18 protein-coding genes and 1 tRNA gene are annotated in these 19,031 nt (G+C 68.0%); 13 read left to right on the top strand and 6 right to left on the bottom strand.

The features are described from left to right. Window positions 1–89 precede the first annotated feature (89 nt). Together VFE83_RS19145 and VFE83_RS19140 are read right to left on the bottom strand one after the other, a co-directional pair. A complete protein-coding gene (locus VFE83_RS19145) occupies window positions 90–941 on the bottom strand; it encodes a D-hexose-6-phosphate mutarotase (protein WP_324909141.1) in 852 nt (283 codons plus the stop codon). Between the two features lie 146 nt (window positions 942–1,087). Next, window positions 1,088–1,164 (bottom strand) — tRNA-Pro (locus VFE83_RS19140). A 184-nt stretch (window positions 1,165–1,348) separates the two neighbouring features. Between VFE83_RS19140 and hisS the strand changes: the two genes are divergently transcribed. Further along, a complete protein-coding gene (gene hisS / locus VFE83_RS19135) occupies window positions 1,349–2,731 on the top strand; it encodes a histidine--tRNA ligase (RefSeq protein WP_324909139.1) in 1,383 nt (460 codons plus the stop codon). A gap of 138 nt (window positions 2,732–2,869) precedes the next feature. Further along, window positions 2,870–4,759, top strand: coding sequence for an HAL/PAL/TAL family ammonia-lyase (locus VFE83_RS19130; protein ID WP_324909137.1), 1,890 nt, complete (start codon window positions 2,870–2,872; stop codon window positions 4,757–4,759). 46 nt (window positions 4,760–4,805) lie between these two features. On the opposite strand, the gene VFE83_RS19125 is transcribed toward VFE83_RS19130, so the two are convergent. Continuing rightward, the gene (locus tag VFE83_RS19125; RefSeq protein ID WP_324909135.1) at window positions 4,806–6,605 is read right to left on the bottom strand and encodes a diguanylate cyclase; all 1,800 of its coding nucleotides are present in this window, start codon (window positions 6,603–6,605) and stop codon (window positions 4,806–4,808) included. Window positions 6,606–6,889: 284 nt separating this feature from the next. Here VFE83_RS19125 and VFE83_RS19120 point away from each other — a divergent pair, with 284 nt between their 5' ends. The 11 genes from VFE83_RS19120 to VFE83_RS19070 all read left to right on the top strand — a co-directional run bounded on the left by VFE83_RS19120 (window position 6,890) and on the right by VFE83_RS19070 (window position 16,716). After that, window positions 6,890–7,210: a YerC/YecD family TrpR-related protein gene (locus tag VFE83_RS19120; RefSeq protein ID WP_324909133.1), complete on the top strand. Its 321-nt coding sequence runs from the start codon at window positions 6,890–6,892 to the stop codon at window positions 7,208–7,210. 12 nt (window positions 7,211–7,222) lie between these two features. Beyond that, window positions 7,223–8,137, top strand: coding sequence for an ATP phosphoribosyltransferase (gene hisG, locus VFE83_RS19115; RefSeq protein ID WP_324909131.1), 915 nt, complete (start codon window positions 7,223–7,225; stop codon window positions 8,135–8,137). A 26-nt stretch (window positions 8,138–8,163) separates the two neighbouring features. Then, window positions 8,164–9,465: a histidinol dehydrogenase gene (hisD, locus tag VFE83_RS19110; protein WP_324909246.1), complete on the top strand. Its 1,302-nt coding sequence runs from the start codon at window positions 8,164–8,166 to the stop codon at window positions 9,463–9,465. Further along, entirely contained in the window at window positions 9,462–10,568 is a 1,107-nt protein-coding gene (gene hisC, locus VFE83_RS19105; RefSeq protein WP_414674789.1) for a histidinol-phosphate transaminase, read from the top strand. Before hisD ends, hisC begins: the two co-directional genes overlap by 4 nt. Continuing rightward, complete coding sequence (gene hisB, locus VFE83_RS19100) at window positions 10,565–11,644, top strand: bifunctional histidinol-phosphatase/imidazoleglycerol-phosphate dehydratase HisB (protein WP_324909129.1); 1,080 nt, start codon at window positions 10,565–10,567, stop codon at window positions 11,642–11,644. Before hisC ends, hisB begins: the two co-directional genes overlap by 4 nt. 43 nt (window positions 11,645–11,687) lie before the next feature. Beyond that, window positions 11,688–12,287, top strand: a complete 600-nt coding sequence (gene hisH, locus VFE83_RS19095; RefSeq protein WP_324909127.1) for an imidazole glycerol phosphate synthase subunit HisH — start codon at window positions 11,688–11,690, stop codon at window positions 12,285–12,287. A gap of 29 nt (window positions 12,288–12,316) precedes the next feature. Beyond that, window positions 12,317–13,069 (top strand): 1-(5-phosphoribosyl)-5-[(5-phosphoribosylamino)methylideneamino]imidazole-4-carboxamide isomerase, encoded by a 753-nt coding sequence (hisA, locus tag VFE83_RS19090; RefSeq protein WP_324909125.1) that lies wholly within the window; start codon window positions 12,317–12,319, stop codon window positions 13,067–13,069. Then, on the top strand, window positions 13,063–13,839 hold the full coding sequence (gene hisF, locus VFE83_RS19085) for an imidazole glycerol phosphate synthase subunit HisF (protein WP_324909123.1): 777 nt from the start codon (window positions 13,063–13,065) through the stop codon (window positions 13,837–13,839). The genes hisA and hisF overlap by 7 nt, the downstream gene beginning before the upstream one ends. Beyond that, window positions 13,829–14,458: a bifunctional phosphoribosyl-AMP cyclohydrolase/phosphoribosyl-ATP diphosphatase HisIE gene (gene hisIE / locus VFE83_RS19080; RefSeq protein ID WP_324909121.1), complete on the top strand. Its 630-nt coding sequence runs from the start codon at window positions 13,829–13,831 to the stop codon at window positions 14,456–14,458. Before hisF ends, hisIE begins: the two co-directional genes overlap by 11 nt. Before the next feature lie 75 nt (window positions 14,459–14,533). Further along, on the top strand, window positions 14,534–16,126 hold the full coding sequence (locus tag VFE83_RS19075; RefSeq protein WP_324909119.1) for a calcineurin-like phosphoesterase family protein: 1,593 nt from the start codon (window positions 14,534–14,536) through the stop codon (window positions 16,124–16,126). A gap of 5 nt (window positions 16,127–16,131) precedes the next feature. Then, window positions 16,132–16,716: a YdeI/OmpD-associated family protein gene (locus tag VFE83_RS19070; protein WP_324909117.1), complete on the top strand. Its 585-nt coding sequence runs from the start codon at window positions 16,132–16,134 to the stop codon at window positions 16,714–16,716. A gap of 268 nt (window positions 16,717–16,984) precedes the next feature. On the opposite strand, the gene mtnC is transcribed toward VFE83_RS19070, so the two are convergent. From mtnC to VFE83_RS19055, 3 genes are all read right to left on the bottom strand, one after another. Further along, window positions 16,985–17,683 carry an acireductone synthase gene (mtnC, locus tag VFE83_RS19065; protein ID WP_324909115.1) on the bottom strand — a complete coding sequence of 233 codons (699 nt, stop codon included), beginning with the start codon at window positions 17,681–17,683 and terminating at the stop codon, window positions 16,985–16,987. Between the two features lie 108 nt (window positions 17,684–17,791). Beyond that, window positions 17,792–18,349 carry an acireductone dioxygenase gene (locus VFE83_RS19060; RefSeq protein WP_324909113.1) on the bottom strand — a complete coding sequence of 186 codons (558 nt, stop codon included), beginning with the start codon at window positions 18,347–18,349 and terminating at the stop codon, window positions 17,792–17,794. Further along, the gene (locus VFE83_RS19055; protein ID WP_324909112.1) at window positions 18,346–18,984 is read right to left on the bottom strand and encodes a methylthioribulose 1-phosphate dehydratase; all 639 of its coding nucleotides are present in this window, start codon (window positions 18,982–18,984) and stop codon (window positions 18,346–18,348) included. The genes VFE83_RS19060 and VFE83_RS19055 overlap by 4 nt, the downstream gene beginning before the upstream one ends. Window positions 18,985–19,031 lie beyond the last annotated feature (47 nt).

The following is a 19,031-nucleotide window of genomic DNA, read 5'->3' as shown; positions in this document are numbered from 1 at the left end:
AGCGACTCGGTTGCGTCGGCAGCCGGATGCCTCGGCCGCTTTCCGCTTTCTCCCCCTTTGAAAAAGGGGGACACAGGGGGATTCGCCTTTCAGCCGGCCCGCAACCGCTGCACGCCCAGCCAGCGCTCGCCCGGTGCCAGTTGCACCGGCTCGATCACCGTGCCCGATTCCACGCAGACGAAGCGCAGGTGTTCACCCGCGCCGAGGTCGCCGATGGACGCCGCGAGCGTGGCGCCCGGATTCCAGACGATGGCGTCGCGGAAGCCATCGGATTCGATCTGGAGCACCCGCTCGCCGTCGTGCAGCGACAGCACGCGCGGCGACTGCGGGTAGATGCGATCGAGTTCGCCTTCGAAGCGCACTGGCGCAGCGCTGGCCGGCATCCTGGCCGAGCTGCGCGCGCTGTCTTCGTAGGGTGTGCCCTCCAGCCCATGCAGCTCGACGCCGGCGAGGCGCGCGACACGCAGGTAGGTGTGCAGCGCGGCGGTGAATCCGAAAGTCGATTCGTCGCGATTGAGGAGCTCCAGGCCCACTTCCAGTGTGGCGGGGGCCAGCGCGACATGCAGCCGCGCGCGGAAGCGATGTGGCCAGGCTTCCGTCCGCGTGCTGTCGCCCAGTTCGAACACGGCGGCATCCGGATCGCTGCCGGACGTGGGTTCGACACCAATGAAATGCCACTCCAGCAGCCGCGCGAAACCGTGCTTGACCAGCGGGCCGCGACCGGCGAACTGCGGAAAGATCACTGGAATGCCGCCGCGGATCGCGGCACCCGGCGCCTGGCTTGCGTTGGGACTGAGGTACAGGCACTCGCGCGCGGGCGCAGGCTTCCACGACAGTACGTGCGCGCCGTGCAGGCTGATGTCCGCGCTGGCGCCTTCGGGGTCGGACAGCCGCATGCACGGGTGGCCATTACGCTGGACGGGTTCGACGGTCAGGGGCATGCGGGTCGCCGGCTGGAGATGGCGCGATCTTGCCCGATACGAACCGCGCCGTGCGACGGCGACCTGTGAAGACGCGGGCCCGGAAACGAAAAACGCCGGCTGAGGCCGGCGTCGTCGTGACAGCGTGTTCCGCATGCGGCGGAAGTTGGTCGGGGAGACAGGATTTGAACCTGCGACTTCTACGTCCCGAACGTAGCGCTCTACCAGGCTGAGCTACACCCCGACTGCTGAGCCGCAAATTTTAGTCAGTCGGGCCGGGGCGAGGCAAGGGGTCGCATGCAATTTCCTTCAGCCACGGGAGCGGTCGCTGGGGGAATCCGGGGCGCAGCCGCTAAACTGTCGCGGTTTTTCCACCCATCGGACCGCGCCGGGGCCGCGCCTGCGACCCGTCGCCACTGGAGTTCCGCTTGATCAAGCCGCGCACCCCGCCCGGGGTCATGGAGCTGTTGCCTCCGGACCAGATCGCCTTCCAGCGCATGCTGGACACGATCCGCCGCAATTTCGAACGATTCGGCTTCCTGCCGGTGGAAACGCCGGTAATGGAACTGTCGGAAGTGCTGCTGACCAAGTCGGGCGGCGAGACCGAGCGCCAGGTGTATTTCGTGCAGTCCACGGGTGCGCTCGAGAAGGCCGCGGACGGCATGCCGGAACTGGCCCTGCGCTTCGACCTGACCGTGCCGCTGGCCCGTTTCGTGGCCGAGCACGAGCATGAACTCGCATTCCCGTTCCGCCGTTACCAGATGCAGCGCGTGTACCGTGGGGAGCGCGCCCAGCGCGGCCGGTTCCGCGAGTTCTACCAGTGCGATATCGACGTGATCGGCAAGGACGCACTGAGCGTCCGCTTCGACGCCGAACTGCCGGCGGTGATCCACTCGGTGTTCTCCGAACTGGACATCGGCGCGTTCACCATCCAGCTCAACAACCGCAAGCTGATGCGTGGCTTCTTCGAGGCGCAGGGCGTGGCCGACGGAGAGCTGCAGGCGCTGGTCCTGCGCGAGGTCGACAAGCTCGACAAGCGCGGCGAGGACTACGTGCGCGAGACGCTGCTGGGCGAGGGCTTCAACCTCGATGCCGCGGCGGTGGAGCGCATCCTCGAGTTCGTGAAGGTGCGTTCGACCTCGCATGCCGATGCGATGGCGAAGCTCGATGCGCTGGGCGAGGGCAGCCAGGCGCTGCGCGAAGGCGTTGCCGAACTGCGCGAGGTGCTGGAACTGGTGCGTGCACTCGGCGTGCCCGAGTCCGCCTACGCGCTCAATTTCTCCATCGCGCGCGGCCTGGACTATTACACCGGCACGGTCTACGAGACCACGCTCAACGACTATCCGCAGATCGGCTCGATCTGCTCGGGTGGCCGTTACGAGAACCTCGCCAGCCACTACACCAAGTCGAAGCTGCCCGGCGTGGGCATCTCCATCGGCCTGACGCGCCTGTTCTGGCAGTTGCGCGAAGCGGGCCTGCTCGGCAAGTCCAGCGGCAGCACCGTGCAGGCCATGGTGGCATTGATGGATGCCGATTCGCTGCCGGATGCGCTGGACATCGCGCGACGCCTGCGTTCGGCCGGCATCAACACCGAAATGCAGATGGAGCCGCGCAAGATCGGCAAGCAGTTCCAGTACGCCTCGCGCGCCGGCATCCGCTTCGTCGTGCTGACGGGCGAGGACGAGCGTGCCCGCGGTGTGGTCGCGGTGAAGGACCTGCTGCGCGAGGAGCAGTTCGAAGTCGCGCGCGAGGAACTGGCCGGCACCCTGCGCGTGGAGCTCGAGCAGGCACAGGCGCTGGCGGGACGCTGAACTCTTTTGGACACAGGTTCCGCAGATGGGCACGGACGAGCAAGCAATGAAGGTCTGGCCGGTCGCGATACCGACCGTGCGGCGCCTCCTTCCGCGTCATCTGCGTAACTCTGCGTCAGGCACTTACCGGAACACACGATGAAACCGATCCGACTCGATGGCCGTTCGCTGACGCGGGCGCAACTGGTGGACGTGGCCTATGGCGCGCACGTGGAGCTCGCCGCCGAACAGTTGCCCGCGGTGGCGCGCGCGGCCGAGTTCCTGGCCGAGCAGGTCGGCCGCGAGGAGCCGATCTACGGCGTCTCGACCGGCTTCGGCAGCAACGCCGACCGTCTGCTGGGCAACCATCGCCTGCGCGAAGAGTTGCCCGGCACGCCCAAGTCCGGCGAGACGCTGCATGAGGAACTGCAGCGCAACCTGATCGTCACCCATGCCGTGTGCGTGGGCGAACCGTTCGCGCCCGAGGTCGTCCGCGCGATGCTGTGCATCCGCATCAACACGCTGATGCGCGGCCACTCCGGCATCCGGGTCGAAACGTTGCAGGCGCTGACCGCGATGCTCAACGCCGGCATCGTGCCGGTGGTGCCGCAGCTGGGTTCGGTCGGTGCATCCGGCGACCTCGCGCCGCTGTCGCACCTGGCCATCGTGTTGCTGGGCGGTGGCGAAGCGTTCTTCCAGGGCGAACTCGTGCCCGGCGCGGAAGCGCTGCGACGTGCCGGCCTGGCGCCGATCACGCTGTCGTACAAGGAAGGCCTGGCGCTCAACAACGGCACTGCGCAGATGCTTGCCTGCGGCGTGCTGGCGCTGGCGAAGCTGGAAGACCTGCTCGACACGGCCGACCTGGCCGCGGCCATGACCATCGACGCCTTCGCCGGACGCCTGGGCGCATTCGCGGAAGAAGTACATGCGCTGCGTCCGCATCCGGGCCAGGTGCGCAGCGCCGCCAACCTGCGTGCGTTGCTCGAAGGCTCGACGCTGGCGGATATTCCGTATCACCTCGTGCCACGTTTCCGCACATGGCAGCCGGGCAGCTGGGATACGCCCGCCGCGCAGACATTGCGCTTCGACATCGGCTGGGATTGGGTGCCGCTGACGCAGCGCCACGGTCGCGAGAAGTTCTACACGCGTTTCCGTCCGTTTCGCGGCGGCAAGAAGCACCAGCCGCAGGACAGCTATTCGCTGCGCTGCATCCCGCAGGTGCACGGCGCCGTGCGCGACGCGGTGGCGCAGGCCGCGCGCGTGTTCGAGATCGAGCTCAACGCGCTGACCGACAATCCCATCGTGTTCCCTGATGCGCGCAAGGCGCATGTCGAGGAGCAGGTGATCTCCGCCGGGCATTTCCACGGCATGCCGCTGGCGCTGGCGATGAGCTACGTGAAGGCGGCCATTCCCGTGCTGGCCAGCATTTCCGAGCGCCGCCTCAACAAGCTGGTCGACCCGGCCACCAACGACGGTCTGCCGGCGTTCCTGATCGGCAACGAGGATTCCACCGAGTCCGGGCACATGATCGTGCAATACACCGCCGCGGCCATCGTCAACGACCTGGCCAGCCGTGCGCATCCTGCGTCGGTGTATTCGATTCCGACCAGCGCCAACGCCGAGGACCACGTGTCCATGGGCGCCAACGAGGCGCGCCATGTGCTGGCGATGGCCGAGGACCTGGGCAAGGTGCTGGCGCTGGAGCTGTACACCGCTGCGCAGGCGCTGGACCTGCGTCGCGACATGATCAACGCCGCACGCGATCTGGCCGATCGCGCGGACGCGCGTGCGCTCGCCGCGAAGGTGCAGGGCGGTCCGCTGGCGGGAACGCTGGAATACGACGCCTTCCTCGATGAGGTCGAAGGCCTGCGTGCCGAGTTGGCCGCAGCGGATGAGTTCCAGCCCGGTCGCGCCATCGCCGCCGCGCACGCCGCGATCCGTGCTGCGATCCCGTTCCTCGATCGCGACCGCGCGCTCGACGGCGAAGTTGCGATGGCGGTGCAGCTGGTGCGCGACGGGACCGTGCTGGCGGCTGCCCGCGGGGCCTGATCGCGTCGGATCGCGCCGCCTGTTGGCGCGATCGTCAGTGGCAACCTCAGGCTGCCTCCACCTGCGACGTGCGCACGCAATCGCGTCCGTCTGCTTTCGCGCGATACAGCGCCTGATCGGCCAGTTGCAGCAGCGGATCGATCGCCGCCACCGCGACGGTCTCGATGGCGTGCACGCCGATGCTGGCGGTCACCGTGATGGCGTGAGGCCCGCTGCGGAACGGCTGCTCACGTAGATGCTGGCGCAGGTCCTCGGCCACGCGCGTCGCGGCAGCCAGATCCAGGCCCGGCAGTACCACGACGAACTCCTCGCCGCCGAATCGGGCCAGCAGCGCATCGTGGTGCGGGCGCAACGCGTGCCCCAGCGTGCGCGCCGCCCAGCGCAGGCATTCGTCGCCGATCAGATGGCCGTAGCGGTCGTTGATCTGCTTGAAGTTGTCCAGGTCGATCATCAGCAGCGACAGCGGCCGCCGGTGCTCGCGCGACTGGCGCAGCAGTGCTTCGAAGCGATCGCGGAAATGGCTGCGGTTGTGCAGGCCGGTCAGTGCGTCGCGCTGGCTTGATTCGCGCAGTCGCGCATGCGCGTCCTCCAGTTGCACCAGCGCGCTGCGGAGTTCGGCGGTGCGCTGTTCGACCTTGTGTTCCAGCTGGTCCCGGGCTTCGCTCACGATCCGCTCGTTCTCGTTGCGAAGCGCGGCGTAACGCTGTCCCAGCGCCACCGACAGCAGCAGCATCTCCAGCGCGGAGCCGATCTGCACGCCGTATTCGGTGAAGAAGTTCTTGGGCAGCGCGCCGAAGGCGATCGCCGCGAACATCACCGAGCCCAGCAGGAACATCGACCAGGCGATCAGGAACAGGCGCGCCGGCGCGTAGCCACGCTGCAGCACCGCCACAGACACCACGACGATCCAGCCCACGCTCAGCAGTACCGATGTGGTGGTAATGGCCGAGGTGAACCGGTACGGCAGCCAGGTCGACACGATGGCCAGCAGCACGAAGAACGCGATCAGCGCGCGGCTGATGAAGTCGCCCCTTGGCCAGCGTTGGCGTAGTCCCAGGAACACGCGGGTGAACTGTTGCACGCCGATCTGCGACAGGCAGATCGACAGCGGTACCGATTTGTCGGCCAGCCAGGGCGAATGCGGCCACAGGTATTCGAAGCCGAGGCCGTTGAGCGTGAACAGCACCAGCCCGAACGCCGACAGGTGGAACAGGTACCAGAAGTAGCTGGCGTCGCGCAGGATCAGCCACAGCGCGAGGTTGTAGAAGAACAGCGCGATCAGGATGCCGTAGTACAGGCCGATGCCCAGCTGTCCATCTCGCACCGTTGCCGCGAAGGCCAGCGGCGTGTGCAGCGTCAGCGGCACCTGCATCGAGTTCTGGCTCTGCACGCGCAGGAACAGATCGACGGGCTGGCCTGTCGGCAGTTCCAGCCAGAAGTTCGGATGGCGATACCGGACCGCGCGCTGTTCGAAAGGCAGGCTGTCGCCGCTGGCCTGGTGCACCACCCGTCCATCCGCGTGCCGCACGTATAGGTCCATGCGATCGGCGAGTGCGAAGTTCTGCATCAGCAGCCAGCGCGTCTCGGCCGCGTTGCGGTTGAGCACGCGCACATGGAACCAGCACGCCCCCTGGCGGAAGCCGAGGGTGGTGCGACCATCGGGCAGGGGCTCGAATCGCTGCTGCGCGAGGGCTTGCACCGCGCCATCGAGATCGAGGGTGGCCTCGCGGTCGCACAGATGCGTCAGCGACGGCGACAGCGACAGGTGGGTTTGCGACGGTCCGGCAACAAGCGCGGCGTCCTGCGCGCGCGCCGTCGCGGCCGCCGACAGCAGGCAGGCGCTCACGAGCCATGTGCAGAGCCACCGCAGGCCGCTTCGCATCACATCCCCTTGCATCACCGATCCAGGCCGACATCGCGCGCCGACCGCGGTGCGTCCTTGCGTGGTTCGTGGCGCACCGTCCAGGGCGCGCGGGGCGCCGGTGACGTCGACGCCACTATCACTCCAGACGGTGTGAACGGCTTGTTCAGGACGCGGGCGGTCGGCGGCGGGGCCAGGTTGACGGCCGACGACGCGGCTTGCTTTAATGTATTAGCACGTTAATACATTAACCCATTGGCCAGTAGCCCATGAAGCGACGCCCTGCCGAATCCGAACGCGCCGAAGACAACCTTGCCTTCTTGGCTACGGCGCTGCTGAGCCTGCGCACGGTGGAGGAGGTCCAGGCCTTCCTCGAGGACCTGTGCACGCCCGCTGAGCTGGAAGCCATGACTGACCGCTGGCGCGTGGTACCCCTGCTGCAGGAGGGCGTGCCGTATCGCGAGATCCACGAGCGGACGCAGGTCAGCGTCACCACCATCGGCCGCGTCGCCCGCACCCTGGAACGGGGCGCCGGCGGCTACGGCATTGCTGCCTCCCGCGTGTGCGACCAGCCCGTCGCCGCCGACTGACCGAGTCATCGAATGAGCCCGTCCCCCAACACGCCGGCGCGTGATCGCCTGCGCATCGCCATCCAGAAGTCCGGCCGACTGGCCGAGCCCGCCCGTGCGCTGCTGGCCTCCTGTGGCTTGAGCTGGCGCGAGAGCCGCGACCGCCTGTTCTGCTACGGCGAGAGCCTGCCCATCGATCTGCTGCTGGTGCGCGACGACGACATCCCTGGCCTGATCGACCAGGGCGTATGCGACCTAGGCGTGGTTGGCCGCAACGTGCTGCTCGAGCAGGATCGCGGGCGCGGCGGCAATGGCGCCGCACCGACGTTCCGCGAATGGCGCGCACTCGGTTTTGGCGGCTGCCGGCTGTCCATCGCCGTGCCCGACAGCTGGGAGTGGCAAGGGGCGCAACAGCTGGCCGGCCGCCGCATCGCGACCAGCTATCCGGCCTTGCTCGGCCAGTGGCTGCAGGAGCAGGGCATCGCCGCGGACATCGTGATGCTGTCCGGCTCGGTCGAGATCGCGCCGCGCCTGGGCCAGGCCGACGCGATCTGCGACCTGGTCTCCAGCGGTGCCACGCTGGCGGCGAACCAGCTCAAGCCCGTGCAGACCATCCTGGAGAGCGAGGCGGTGCTGGCCGGACCCGCGCACGAGCTAGATTCCGTGCGCGGCGAACTCGCCGAACTGCTGCTGCGCCGCCTCGATGGCGCGTTGCGCATCCGCCACAGCAAGCTGCTGCTGTTCCAGGCACCGCGGCGCGTGCTGCCGGATCTGCTGCCGCTGCTGCCCGACGCGGAGGCGCCGACGGTCATGCGCTTGGACGACAACGACGACCTTGCGCTGCAGGCGCTCTGCCACGGCGCGGTGACCTGGCAACGCCTGGAGGAGCTCAAGCGCGCCGGCGCGCGTGGGCTGATGGTGCTGCCGGTGGAGGGCATGCTGGCATGAGCGCCTCCGCCGCCGAGACCACGCTGATGCGCCGTGTCGAGTGGAACGCGCTCGATGCGCGGGCGCAGGCGCAACTGCTGCGCCGACCCGCGCAGATCACTTCCAGCGCGACCGCCACCGCGGTGGCCGCGATCATCGATGAGGTACGCGACAGCGGCGACGCCGCGCTGCGTGCGTACGGTGCGCGCTTCGACGGCCTGGAGCTTGCCGAGTTCGCGGTGAGCGAACAGGAATTCGCCGCGGCCGACGCCGCATTGTCGACAGAGCTGCGCCAGGCCATCGACGAGGCCGGCGAGCGCATCGCCGACTTCCACCGCGCCGGCATGTCCGCCGCGTACGCGGTCGATACCGCGCCCGGCGTGCGTTGCGAACGCGTGCTGCGGCCGATCCAGCGCGTGGGCCTGTACGTGCCGGCCGGCTCCGCGCCGCTGCCCTCCACCGCCCTGATGCTCGGCGTGCCCGCTCAGCTGGCCGGTTGTCCCGAGATCGTGCTGTGCACGCCGCCGCGTCGTGACGGCACGGCCGATCCGGCGGTGCTGTACGCGGCACGCCGTTGCGGCATGGAGCGCGTGTTCAAGATCGGCGGCGCACAGGCGATCGCCGCAATGGCCTACGGCACCGCCAGCGTTCCCCGCTGCGACAAGCTGTTCGGGCCGGGAAATGCTTATGTGACCGAAGCCAAGCGCCAGGTGGCGATGGACCAGGATGGTGTCGCCATCGACATGCCGGCCGGGCCGTCGGAGGTGCTGGTCATCGCTGATGCGGGTGCGAACCCGGCGTTCGTGGCGGCCGATCTGCTGTCGCAGGCCGAGCACGGTCCCGACTCGCAGGTGATCCTGCTCAGCGACGACGACACCCTGCTGGACGCCGTGACGGAGCAGGTCGCGGCGCAACTGGAAGCGTTGCCGCGCGCCGCCATCGCACGTCGCGCATTGCAGGCGTCCAGCGCGATCCGGGTGGAGTCCATCGATCAGGCCTTGCAGGTCAGCAACCGCTATGCGCCCGAACACCTGATCCTCGCGCTGCGCGATGCGCGCGCATGGCTGCCGCGCGTGCAGGCAGCCGGTTCCGTCTTCCTGGGCGACTGGGCGCCGGAGGCGCTGGGCGACTACTGCAGCGGCACCAATCACGTGTTGCCGACCAGCGGTGCGGCCCGCTTCAGCGGCGGCCTCAACGTCGCCAGTTTCCAGGTCGCCATCACCGTGCAGGAAGTGCAGCCGCAAGGCATCCGGGCGATCGGTCCGTGCGCGGTTGAGCTGGCGCGTGCCGAAGGCCTCGATGCGCACCTGCAGGCGGTCGCATTGCGACTGCGGGCGGTGGCGGCATGAACGCGATGCTCGACACCGACGCCGCCTCGACCAGCCCGCTCTCGCTGGTCCGCGAGGATTTGCGCGATTTCACCGGCTATCGCTCGGCTCGCACAGAGAAGCTGGACGGCCGCATCTGGCTCAACGCCAACGAATCTCCCTGGCCCAACGGCGCCGATGCCGCGGGCACGCTGCGACGCTATCCCGACCCGCAGCCGCAGACGCTGCGCGACGCGCTGGCGGCGCTCTACGGATGCGCGCCCGGGCAGCTCCTGGCCGGCCGCGGCAGCGACGAAGGCATCGACCTGCTGGTGCGGGCCGTGTGTCGGCCGGGTGGCGATGCCATCGTCGTGACCACGCCCACCTTCGGCATGTACGCGGTGAGCGCGCGACTGCACGGCACGCGCGTGATCGATGTGCCGCTGCGCGAGCGGGACGGCGCATGGCAGTGCGATTTCGCGGCTGTCGCGGACGCTGCGATCGGGCAGGGCGCACGCCTGGTGTTCCTGTGCTCGCCGGGCAATCCGAGCGGCGCGCTGCTGCCGCTGGATGACATCGCGTCGCTCGCGCGCACGCTCGACGGCCGTGCACTGGTCGTCGTGGATGAGGCGTACGTGGAATACGCCGATGGGCCATCTGCCATCGGCCTGCTGGACCGGCACCGCAACGTCGTCGTGCTGCGGACACTGTCCAAAGCGCACGCATTGGCCGCCGCGCGCATCGGCAGCGTGATCGCCGATGCGGACCTGATCGAGGTCCTGCGCCGTTGCCAGGCGCCGTATCCGCTGCCGGCCAGCTGCGTCGAGCAGGCCCTGCAGGCGCTGTCTCCTGCCTCCGCCGCGATCACCCGTACACGCGTGCAAACCGTGCGTGCCGAACGCGACGCCCTGCTCGAACGGCTGCCCTCATTGCCCGGCATCAGGCGCGTGTACGCATCGCAGGCGAACTTCGTCCTGGTGCGCTTCGACGATGCGCAGGCGGCGTTCGAACGGCTGCTTGCGGCGGGCGTAGTGGTGCGCGACATGCGCGCCGCCGCGCAGCTCGGCGATGCGCTGCGCATCAGCCTGGGTACGCCGGAACAGAACGCAGCCGTGCTTCGCGTGTTGCGCGGGGAGGCGGCATGAGCGCCACGCCCATCCTGTTCGTGGATCGCGACGGAACGCTGATCGAGGAACCGTCCGACTTCCAGATCGACCGTTTCGAGAAACTGCGCTTCGTGCCTGGCGTGATCCCCGCGATGCTGCGCCTTCGCGATGCCGGCTATCAGTTCGTCATGGTGACCAACCAGGACGGGCTGGGCACCGATGCCTTCCCGCAGGCGGATTTCGAAGGTCCGCACCGGCTGATGATGCAGGTGTTCGAGAGCCAGGGCATCGCGTTCCGCGACGTGCTCATCGACAGCAGCCTGCCGGCGGAGAATGCGCCCACCCGCAAGCCGGGCATCGGCCTGGCGCTGCCGCTGCTGCGGGATCGCGGCATCGACTGGTCGCGCTCGGCGATGGTCGGCGATCGCGAAACCGACAACGCGTTCGCGCGCAACCTCGGCATCCGTGCATTCCAGCTGCGAACCGAGCAGTTCGGCGGCGACTGGGACTGGAACGGCATTGCACACGTACTGGCCGACGCGCCGCGCACCGCCAACGTCACCCGCAATACGCGCGAGACGCGCATCAGCGTCGTTCTCGACCTGGACCGCGTGGCGGATCCGCAGGTCCACACCGGTCTGGGGTTCTTCGATCACATGCTCGAACAGATCGGCAAGCACGGCGGCCTCGCGCTGCAGCTGCGCTGCGAGGGCGACCTGCACATCGACGAACACCACACCGTAGAGGACAGCGCGCTGGCGCTGGGCCAGGCCCTGCGCGAGGCGCTGGGCGACAAGCGCGGCATCGGCCGCTACGGCTTCACGCTGCCGATGGACGAATCGCTGGCCAGTGCCGCGCTGGATTTCTCGGGCCGGCCGTACTTCGTGTTCGACGGAGCGTTCGCGCGCGAGCGCGTCGGCGACCTGCCGACCGAACTGGTGCCGCACTTCTTCCGTTCGCTGTGCGACGGCGCCGGGCTCAACCTCAACCTGCGCGTGCAGGGCGACAACGACCATCACAAGGTCGAGGCCTGCTTCAAGGCCGTAGCGCGCGCACTGCGACAGGCGGTGAAACGCGAAGGGCGAGAGCTGCCGAGCACGAAGGGAACGCTGTGATGGGAGTGCGAGGTTTCCGTAGGCGCTTCGCCGGAGCACCACGATGAACGTCGTCCTGATCGATTCCGGCGGTGCCAACATCGGCTCTGTGCGCTATGCCCTCGAACGCCTCGGCGTGGACGCTCGTCTTACCGCGGAGCCCGACGCGATCCGTGCGGCCGATCGCGTGATCCTCCCCGGCGTGGGTGCGGCGCCAGCCGGCATGGCGCGACTGCGCGAGCTGAATCTGGTCGAGCTGATCCGCGGGCTGCGCCAGCCGCTGCTGGGCATCTGCCTGGGCATGCAGTTGCTGTTCGATTCGTCGGAAGAGGGCGATGTGGAATGCCTCGGCCTGATTCCGGGAAAGGTGCGCAAGATGGCCGGTGGCCCCGGTTTGCGCGTGCCGCACATGGGCTGGAACACCCTGCATCGCAGCCGCGACGACACGCTGCTGAGGGACATCGGGGACGGCGAGCACGCGTACTTCGTGCATGGCTATGCCGCGCCGGTCAGCGAGCACACCCTGGCCACCAGTGAGCATGGCGAGCGTTTCGCCGCAGTGGTCCGGCGCGATCGCTGCTGGGGCGCACAGTTCCACCCGGAACGGTCCGCATCTGTGGGAGCGCGCCTGTTGCGGAACTTCCTTTCGGAGCGTTTGGCATGAGCAGTTGCTGGAACCTCCCGCGTCGCGTCATGCCGACCGCATTCGAACCGTATCCCGCCATCGACGTGCGCGACGGTCGCGTGGTGCGGCTGCGCCAGGGCGATTACGCGCAGGAAACGCGCTACGGCGACGATCCGCTCGAATTCGCACAGCGCTATGCGGAGGCCGGCGCGCGCTGGCTGCACCTGGTCGACCTGGATGCGGCGCGGGCGGGCGGCTATACGCTGGCGCCGTTGCTGCAGCGCATCCGGCAGACGACCGGCCTGCTCGTACAGACCGGCGGCGGCGTGCGCTCGCAGGATGACGTGTCCGCGATCCTCGATGCAGGTGCGCAGCGGGTGGTGGTCGGGTCGCTGGCCGTGCGCGCACCGGACATCGTCGCGGGCTGGATCGAAACCTTCGGCGCGGACCGGATCACCGTGGCGCTGGATGCGCGCAAGGATGCGGCCGGTGAATGGCAGTTGCCCGTGTCCGGCTGGACGCAGGCCAGCGGCGTCCAGCTGATCCCGATGCTCCGGCGCTACGCTGACGCCGGATTGCGTCACCTCCTTTGCACCGACATCGAGCGTGACGGCATGTTGTCCGGCCCCAACCTGGACCTCTACTGCCTGGTCCGCGAAACCGCGCCACAGCTCGCGCTGCAGGCGTCCGGTGGCATCCGCGACATCGACGACGTCCGCGCCGCGCGCGCGGCGGGCTGCGCCGGCGCCGTACTCGGCAAGGCGTTGCTGGACGGACGCTTCGATCTGCGCGATGCACTCGCGGAGGCGGGCGCATGCTGAGCCGCCGCATCATTCCCTGCCTGGACGTACGCGATGGCCGCGTGGTGAAGGGTGTGCGATTCCGCGACCACGTCGACATGGGAGACATCATCGAAAAGGCTTTGCGCTATCGCGACGAGGGCGCCGATGAACTGGTGTTCTACGACATCACGGCCAGTCCCGAAGGCCGAAGTGTCGATCGCGAGTGGGTGCAGCGCGTTTCGCGCGCCATCGACATTCCGTTCTGCGTGGCCGGCGGCATCCGTTCGGTGGACGACGCACGTGCCGTGCTGCATGCGGGAGCGGACAAGATTTCGATCAACACGCCTGCGCTGGAGCGGCCCGAACTGATCGGCGAAATCGCCGACGCCTTCGGCGTGCAATGCGTGGTCGTTGGCGTCGACAGCCTGCGCGATGAGGACGGTGAGTGGCGCGTGCGCCAGTACACCGGCGATCCGACGCGGACGCGAGCCCTTGCGCGCCGCACGCTCGACTGGGTGGTCGAAGCGCAGCAGCGCGGCGCGGGCGAGATCGTGCTCAACTGCATGGGCAGCGACGGCGTGCGCAGCGGCTACGACATCGAGCAGCTTGCTTCGGTACGCGAGCGTTGCGAAGTGCCGCTGGTGGCATCGGGTGGCGCAGGCGCCATCGCGCATTTCGCCGAAGTGTTCATGCGAGCCGATGTGGACGCTGCGCTGGCCGCCAGCGTGTTCCACTCCGGCGCCGTTCCGATTCCGCAGCTCAAGCGCGACCTGCGTGCGCAGGGTATCGAGGTGCGCGATGCAGGCTGAACTGACGTCGCTCGACTCTCTCGCCTGGGAGAAGCAGGGCGGCCTGCTGCCGGTCGTGGTGCAGGACGCCGACACGCTGCGCGTGCTGATGCTGGGCTACATGAATGCCGAGGCATTGCAGACCACGCTACGCAGCGGCCACGTGACCTTCTACAGCCGCAGCCGCCAGCGTCTGTGGACCAAGGGCGAGACGTCGGGCCATTACCTGGACCTGGTCTCGGTGGAGGCCGATTGCGACGCCGACACGCTGCTGGTGTTGGCCCGTCCGCACGGGCCCACATGCCATCTCGGGCGGGACAGCTGCTTTCCTGGCGCGTCTGCGCAAGTTGCCAAGGGGTCATTCCTGCAGGATCTCGATGCGCTGATCGCCACGCGTGAACGCGAACGGCCGGCGGGCAGCTACACCACGCGCCTGTTCGACGGCGGCATTCGCCGCATCGCGCAGAAGGTGGGTGAGGAGGGCGTGGAAACGGCACTGGCCGCGGTGGCGCAGGACGAACGTGAACTGCTCGGCGAGGCCGGCGACCTGCTGTACCACCTGCTGGTATTGCTGCGTGCGCGCGGCCTGGGGCTGGCGGACATCGAGTCGCTGTTGCGGGAGCGCCACGCGGGGCACTGATCCCGCCTCCCCACGCGCTTCCGATCGTCAGGAAAGCTCCGGATAATCGCGCGACCGATCCTCGCGCGAACCGCCATGAACCGCTTGTTGTCCCCGGCCTTGCTGTGCCTGCTCGTCTGCTCCGCTGCGGCATCCGCACAAGCGCCTTCGCAGGCGACGGGCGTCGTGTTCGAGGATCGCAACGGCAACGGCCAGCGCGATCAAGGCGAGCGCGGCATTCCCGGAATCAAGGTGTCGAACGGCCGCGAGCTGGCGATCACCGACCCGCAGGGCCGATACACGCTGCCTGTGGCGCAGGGCACCACGCTGTTCGTGATCAAGCCGCCGACGCACGCCGTCCCCAGCGGCCGGAACGGCCTGCCGGAGTTCTGGCATCACGTATTTCCGCAGGGCTCGCCGTCGCTCCGCTATGGCGGCATCGCGGCAACTCCTGCGGCGACAAGCCATGACTTTCCGTTGCGTGGTCAGCGCATGACCAAGGGCGACCTGCGCATGCTGGTGTTCGGCGACCCGCAGCCCAAGAGCCGCACCGACGTCGGCTATTACGAGCGCGACATCGTGCAGCCGCTTGCCGGGCGGCATGACGCACGGCTTGGCCTGAGCCTGGGCGACATCGTCAATGACGATCTGACCCTCTATGCCGACATGAACCGCGTCACCGCCACGCTGGGCGTGCCGTGGCTGCACGTGCCGGGCAATCACGATCTCGACTTCGATGCGACGCGCGACGAAGACGCGCTGCTCACGTTCCGCAACGTGTTCGGGCCCGACACCTATGCATGGGAGGAGCCGCAGGCCAGCTTCATCGTGCTGGACGATGTGGTGTACCAGCCGGGCCGCAAGCCATCCTATGTCGGCGGCCTGCGCGAGGATCAGTTCGCGTTCCTGCAGGCCTACCTGGCCACGCTGCCCAAGGATCGCCGCGTGGTGATCTCCGTGCACATCCCGTTCTTCGATCCGGTGCCGGGTGTGGAAACGTTCCGCCGCGCCGATCGCGAACGCCTGTTTGCGCTGTTGCAGGACCACACGCAGGTGCTGCTGCTCAGCGCGCACACGCACAACCAGCGACACTGGTACCACGACGCGTCCACCGGCTGGCATGGCGCGAAGCCGCTGCACGAATACAACGTGGGCGCGACCTGCGGAGCCTTCTGGTCCGGCGTGAAGGACGCACAGGGCATTCCGGACACCACCATGAGCGACGGCACGCCCAACGGTTATGCGTGGATCACGGTGAAACCGGATGGCGCTTACGCGCTGAGCTACCAGGTGGCGCGCAGCCCGGATGACGATGCCATCGGCCTGCACGCGCCGAAGGTGCTCAGGCGCGGCGCCTGGCCGGCATTCGGCGTCTACGCCAACGTCTACATGGGCCAGGCGGACACTCGCGTCGAATACCGCATCGACGAGGGCGATTGGAAATCGATGAAGCGTGTCGAACAGCCCGACCCGCGCCTTGTCGCGGAGAACATCGCCGACGATAGCGCCGGACAGTTGCGTGGCTACGACCGCTCGCCCGAGGCGGACGCGTCGACGCATTTGTGGCGCGGCACCTTGCCGACGGACCTTGCGCCGGGCGAGCACCGCATCGAGGTGCGCGCTTTCGACCACTGGCAGGGGGAACAACGCGCGCAGACGCGTTATCGTCTGGACGACGTACAGGAGTAAGCGCCATGGCCGCCGAACTGCCCACCGACCTGCCGATCAAGCTCTTCAAGGATGCGTTGGCGTGGGAGAAGTGGCTGGCCGCGCACCATGACGCGCCGGGCCTGTGGCTGAAGATCGCGAAGAAGGACCAGGGCGTCACTTCCGTAAATTACTCCGACGCGCTGGACGTCGCGTTGTGCCACGGCTGGATCGATGGCCTCAAGCGCGCCTGCGACGAGCAGTACTTCCTGCAGCGCTTCACGCCGCGCAAGCCGCGCAGCCTGTGGTCGAAGCTCAATGTCGCGCGCATCGAGAAGCTGATGAAGGCCGGGCGGATGCAACCGGCTGGACTCCGCGAAGTGGAGCGGGCGAAGGCGGACGGCCGCTGGGAAGCCGCCTACCACGCCGCCAGTGCCATGGACGTGCCGCCGGAATTGGCCGCGGCACTGAAGAAGAACGCGAAGGCGCGAAAGGCCTTCGAGGCGCTCAACGCGACGAACCGCTATGCCTTCTGCTGGCGTGTGCACACCGCGAAGAGGCCGGAGACGAAGCAGGCGAGGGTGGAGAAGTTCGTGGAGATGCTGGAGCGAGGCGAGAAGATCCACGCGTGAGCGTGTCGCTCACGGCTTGCCGGTGATGCGGCAGATGGGAGATCTCTACGACGGACGAATCGTTCCAGATCGTCGTGCCCCCTTCTCCCCTTGTGGGAGAAGGTGCCCCGAAGGGGCGGAAGAGGGGCTAGCGCTGCTCGTTCAAGGAACGTGAGCCAAGCTCGCACATCGCACATCGCACATCCCGACCCTCAACCCAACCCCTCTCCCGATGGGGGAGGGGCTTTCAGCCAAAGCCCGCTGGTGGGGCTCGATGCCGCCGCCCAGGTCAGCAGATCACGAGGTCTGCAAAGGACTCCACCCGCTCGTGCCCATGCGCCGCATCGCCCTCGCGCGGCTGCGCGTAATCCTCACGTCGATCGATCAGCGCCGTCTGCAGGCCCGCTTCGCGCGCCGCATCGAGTTCCTCGACCACGTCGGATAGGAACAGGACCTCGCCTGCCGGAAGCCCAATCGACTCGATGATATTGCGGTAGCTCTGCGCCTCGCGCTTGCCGCCCACCTCGGTGTCGAACCAGCCGGAGAACAGCGGGGTCAGGTCGCCCGCGTCGCTGTGACCGAAGAACAGGCGCTGCGCAGGCACGCTTCCGGACGAATACACGTACAGCGGCAGCCCGGCCGCGTGCCACGCGCGCAACGCCGGCGCGGCGTCGGGATAGATGTGCGCGGTGAAATCGGCGCTGTTGTAGCCGTCCGCCCAGATCATGCCCTGCAGCGCCTTCAGCGCGGTGTGCTTGCGATCCTCGTCGATCCAGCCCTGCAGCACTTCGACGATCATCGCGTCGTCGCACATGCCGCCGTTCTCGGTCGCCACCGCGTCCAGCCACTTGCGCACCGCCGGTTCCTTGCCGCGCGCGGCGACGAAGCGGGGCAGGGCGCGCCGCGCGTACGGAAACAGCACGTCCTTCACGAACGAGATGCTGCTGGTGGTGCCTTCGATGTCGGTGAGGATGGCTTTGACGGTCATGCGCTGGAGAGCAACGAAATCAGATGAACGAGGGACGGAAGGCGCGAGCGTCGGAGCGGGATCGAGCCTTTCCTCTCGTTCCTCGTTTCTCTCCCACTCGTTCCTGTCTCAGCCGGCTTGGCCCTTTTCGTAGCGCGGATAGCGCTGGGCGATGTCGGTGCCGGTGAAGTGGCCGACCCAGCCATCGGGCTCGGTGAAGAAACGGATGGCGACGAAGCTCGGCTCCGGACCCATGTCGAACCAGTGCCTGGCGCCGTCGGGCACGGCGATCAGGTCGCCCTGCTCGCACTTCACCTCGTACACCTCGTCGTTGACGTGCAGGGTGAACAGGCCCGAGCCGGCAACGAAGAAGCGCACCTCGTCTTCCTTGTGGAAGTGCTCGTCCAGGAACTTGGTCCGCATGGCCTCGCGCTGCGGGTTGTCCGGCGCGATGCTGACCACGTCCACCGTCTTGAAGCCGCGCTCGCGGACCAGCCGGTCGATGTCGGCGCGGTAGGCCTCCATGATCCTTTCCGGCGCGTCCCCCGGCGCGACCGGTGCGTTGGCCTGCCATTGCTCGAAGGTCACGCCGATCTTCGCCAGCTCGCGCGCCATCTCGGCGTGGTCCGAGGTGATCAGGCGCGGGGTGGTGGTGTCGGTCTCGGTAAAGATGCGCAGGCGGCTCATCGCTGCAGTCTCCTCAGTTCAAGCTCGCAGCCGAGCAGGAATTCGAATGCTTCCAGGTGACGCCGGGCTTCCGGCATGTCGCGGCCCCAGGCGTACAGCCCGTGCCCGTCGATCAGATAGCCCCACATGGCTTGGCGGTCGAGCAGGCAGTCCACCTGCGCGGCCAGCGTGTGCATGTCCTGGCTGTTGGGCAGCACTGGAAGCTCGACGCTGATCTCGTGGGTGGTGTTGCCCGAGAAGGCTTTCAAGAGTTCGTAGCCTTCCAGGTGCACGTGGCCCGAGCCCGCGTACAGGCGGGAGGCCACCGTCTGCACCCTGGAATGGGTGTGCAGCACGCAGCCGATATCCGGGTAGCGCTTGTACAGCTGGGTGTGGAGCAGGGTTTCGGCGGAAGACTTCTGGCTGGTGGCAACCGGCTGGCCTTCCAGGTCGACCACCATGATGTCGGCCTCGGTGAGCCGGCCCTTGTCGCGGCCGGAGACGGTGATCGCGACGTGGCGATCATCCATGCGGCGCGAGAAGTTGCTGCTGGTGGCCGGCGTCCAGCCCAGCGCGGACAACTCGCGGACGTTGACGATGATCTCGCCGGCGCAGTGGGCCAGACGCTGGGGATCGTAGGGGGGCTGCGTATCCATCCGGGAAGTGTAGCGGACCCGCCCGATGGCGGCCGGTCGCGGGTTCG

Origin of the sequence: Lysobacter sp. (assembly GCF_035655815.1) — a bacterium.
Classification (GTDB): domain Bacteria; phylum Pseudomonadota; class Gammaproteobacteria; order Xanthomonadales; family Xanthomonadaceae; genus Lysobacter_J.
Note: the sequence above shows the minus strand (reverse complement) of the source record. Positions and strands in the feature narration are given on the sequence as shown.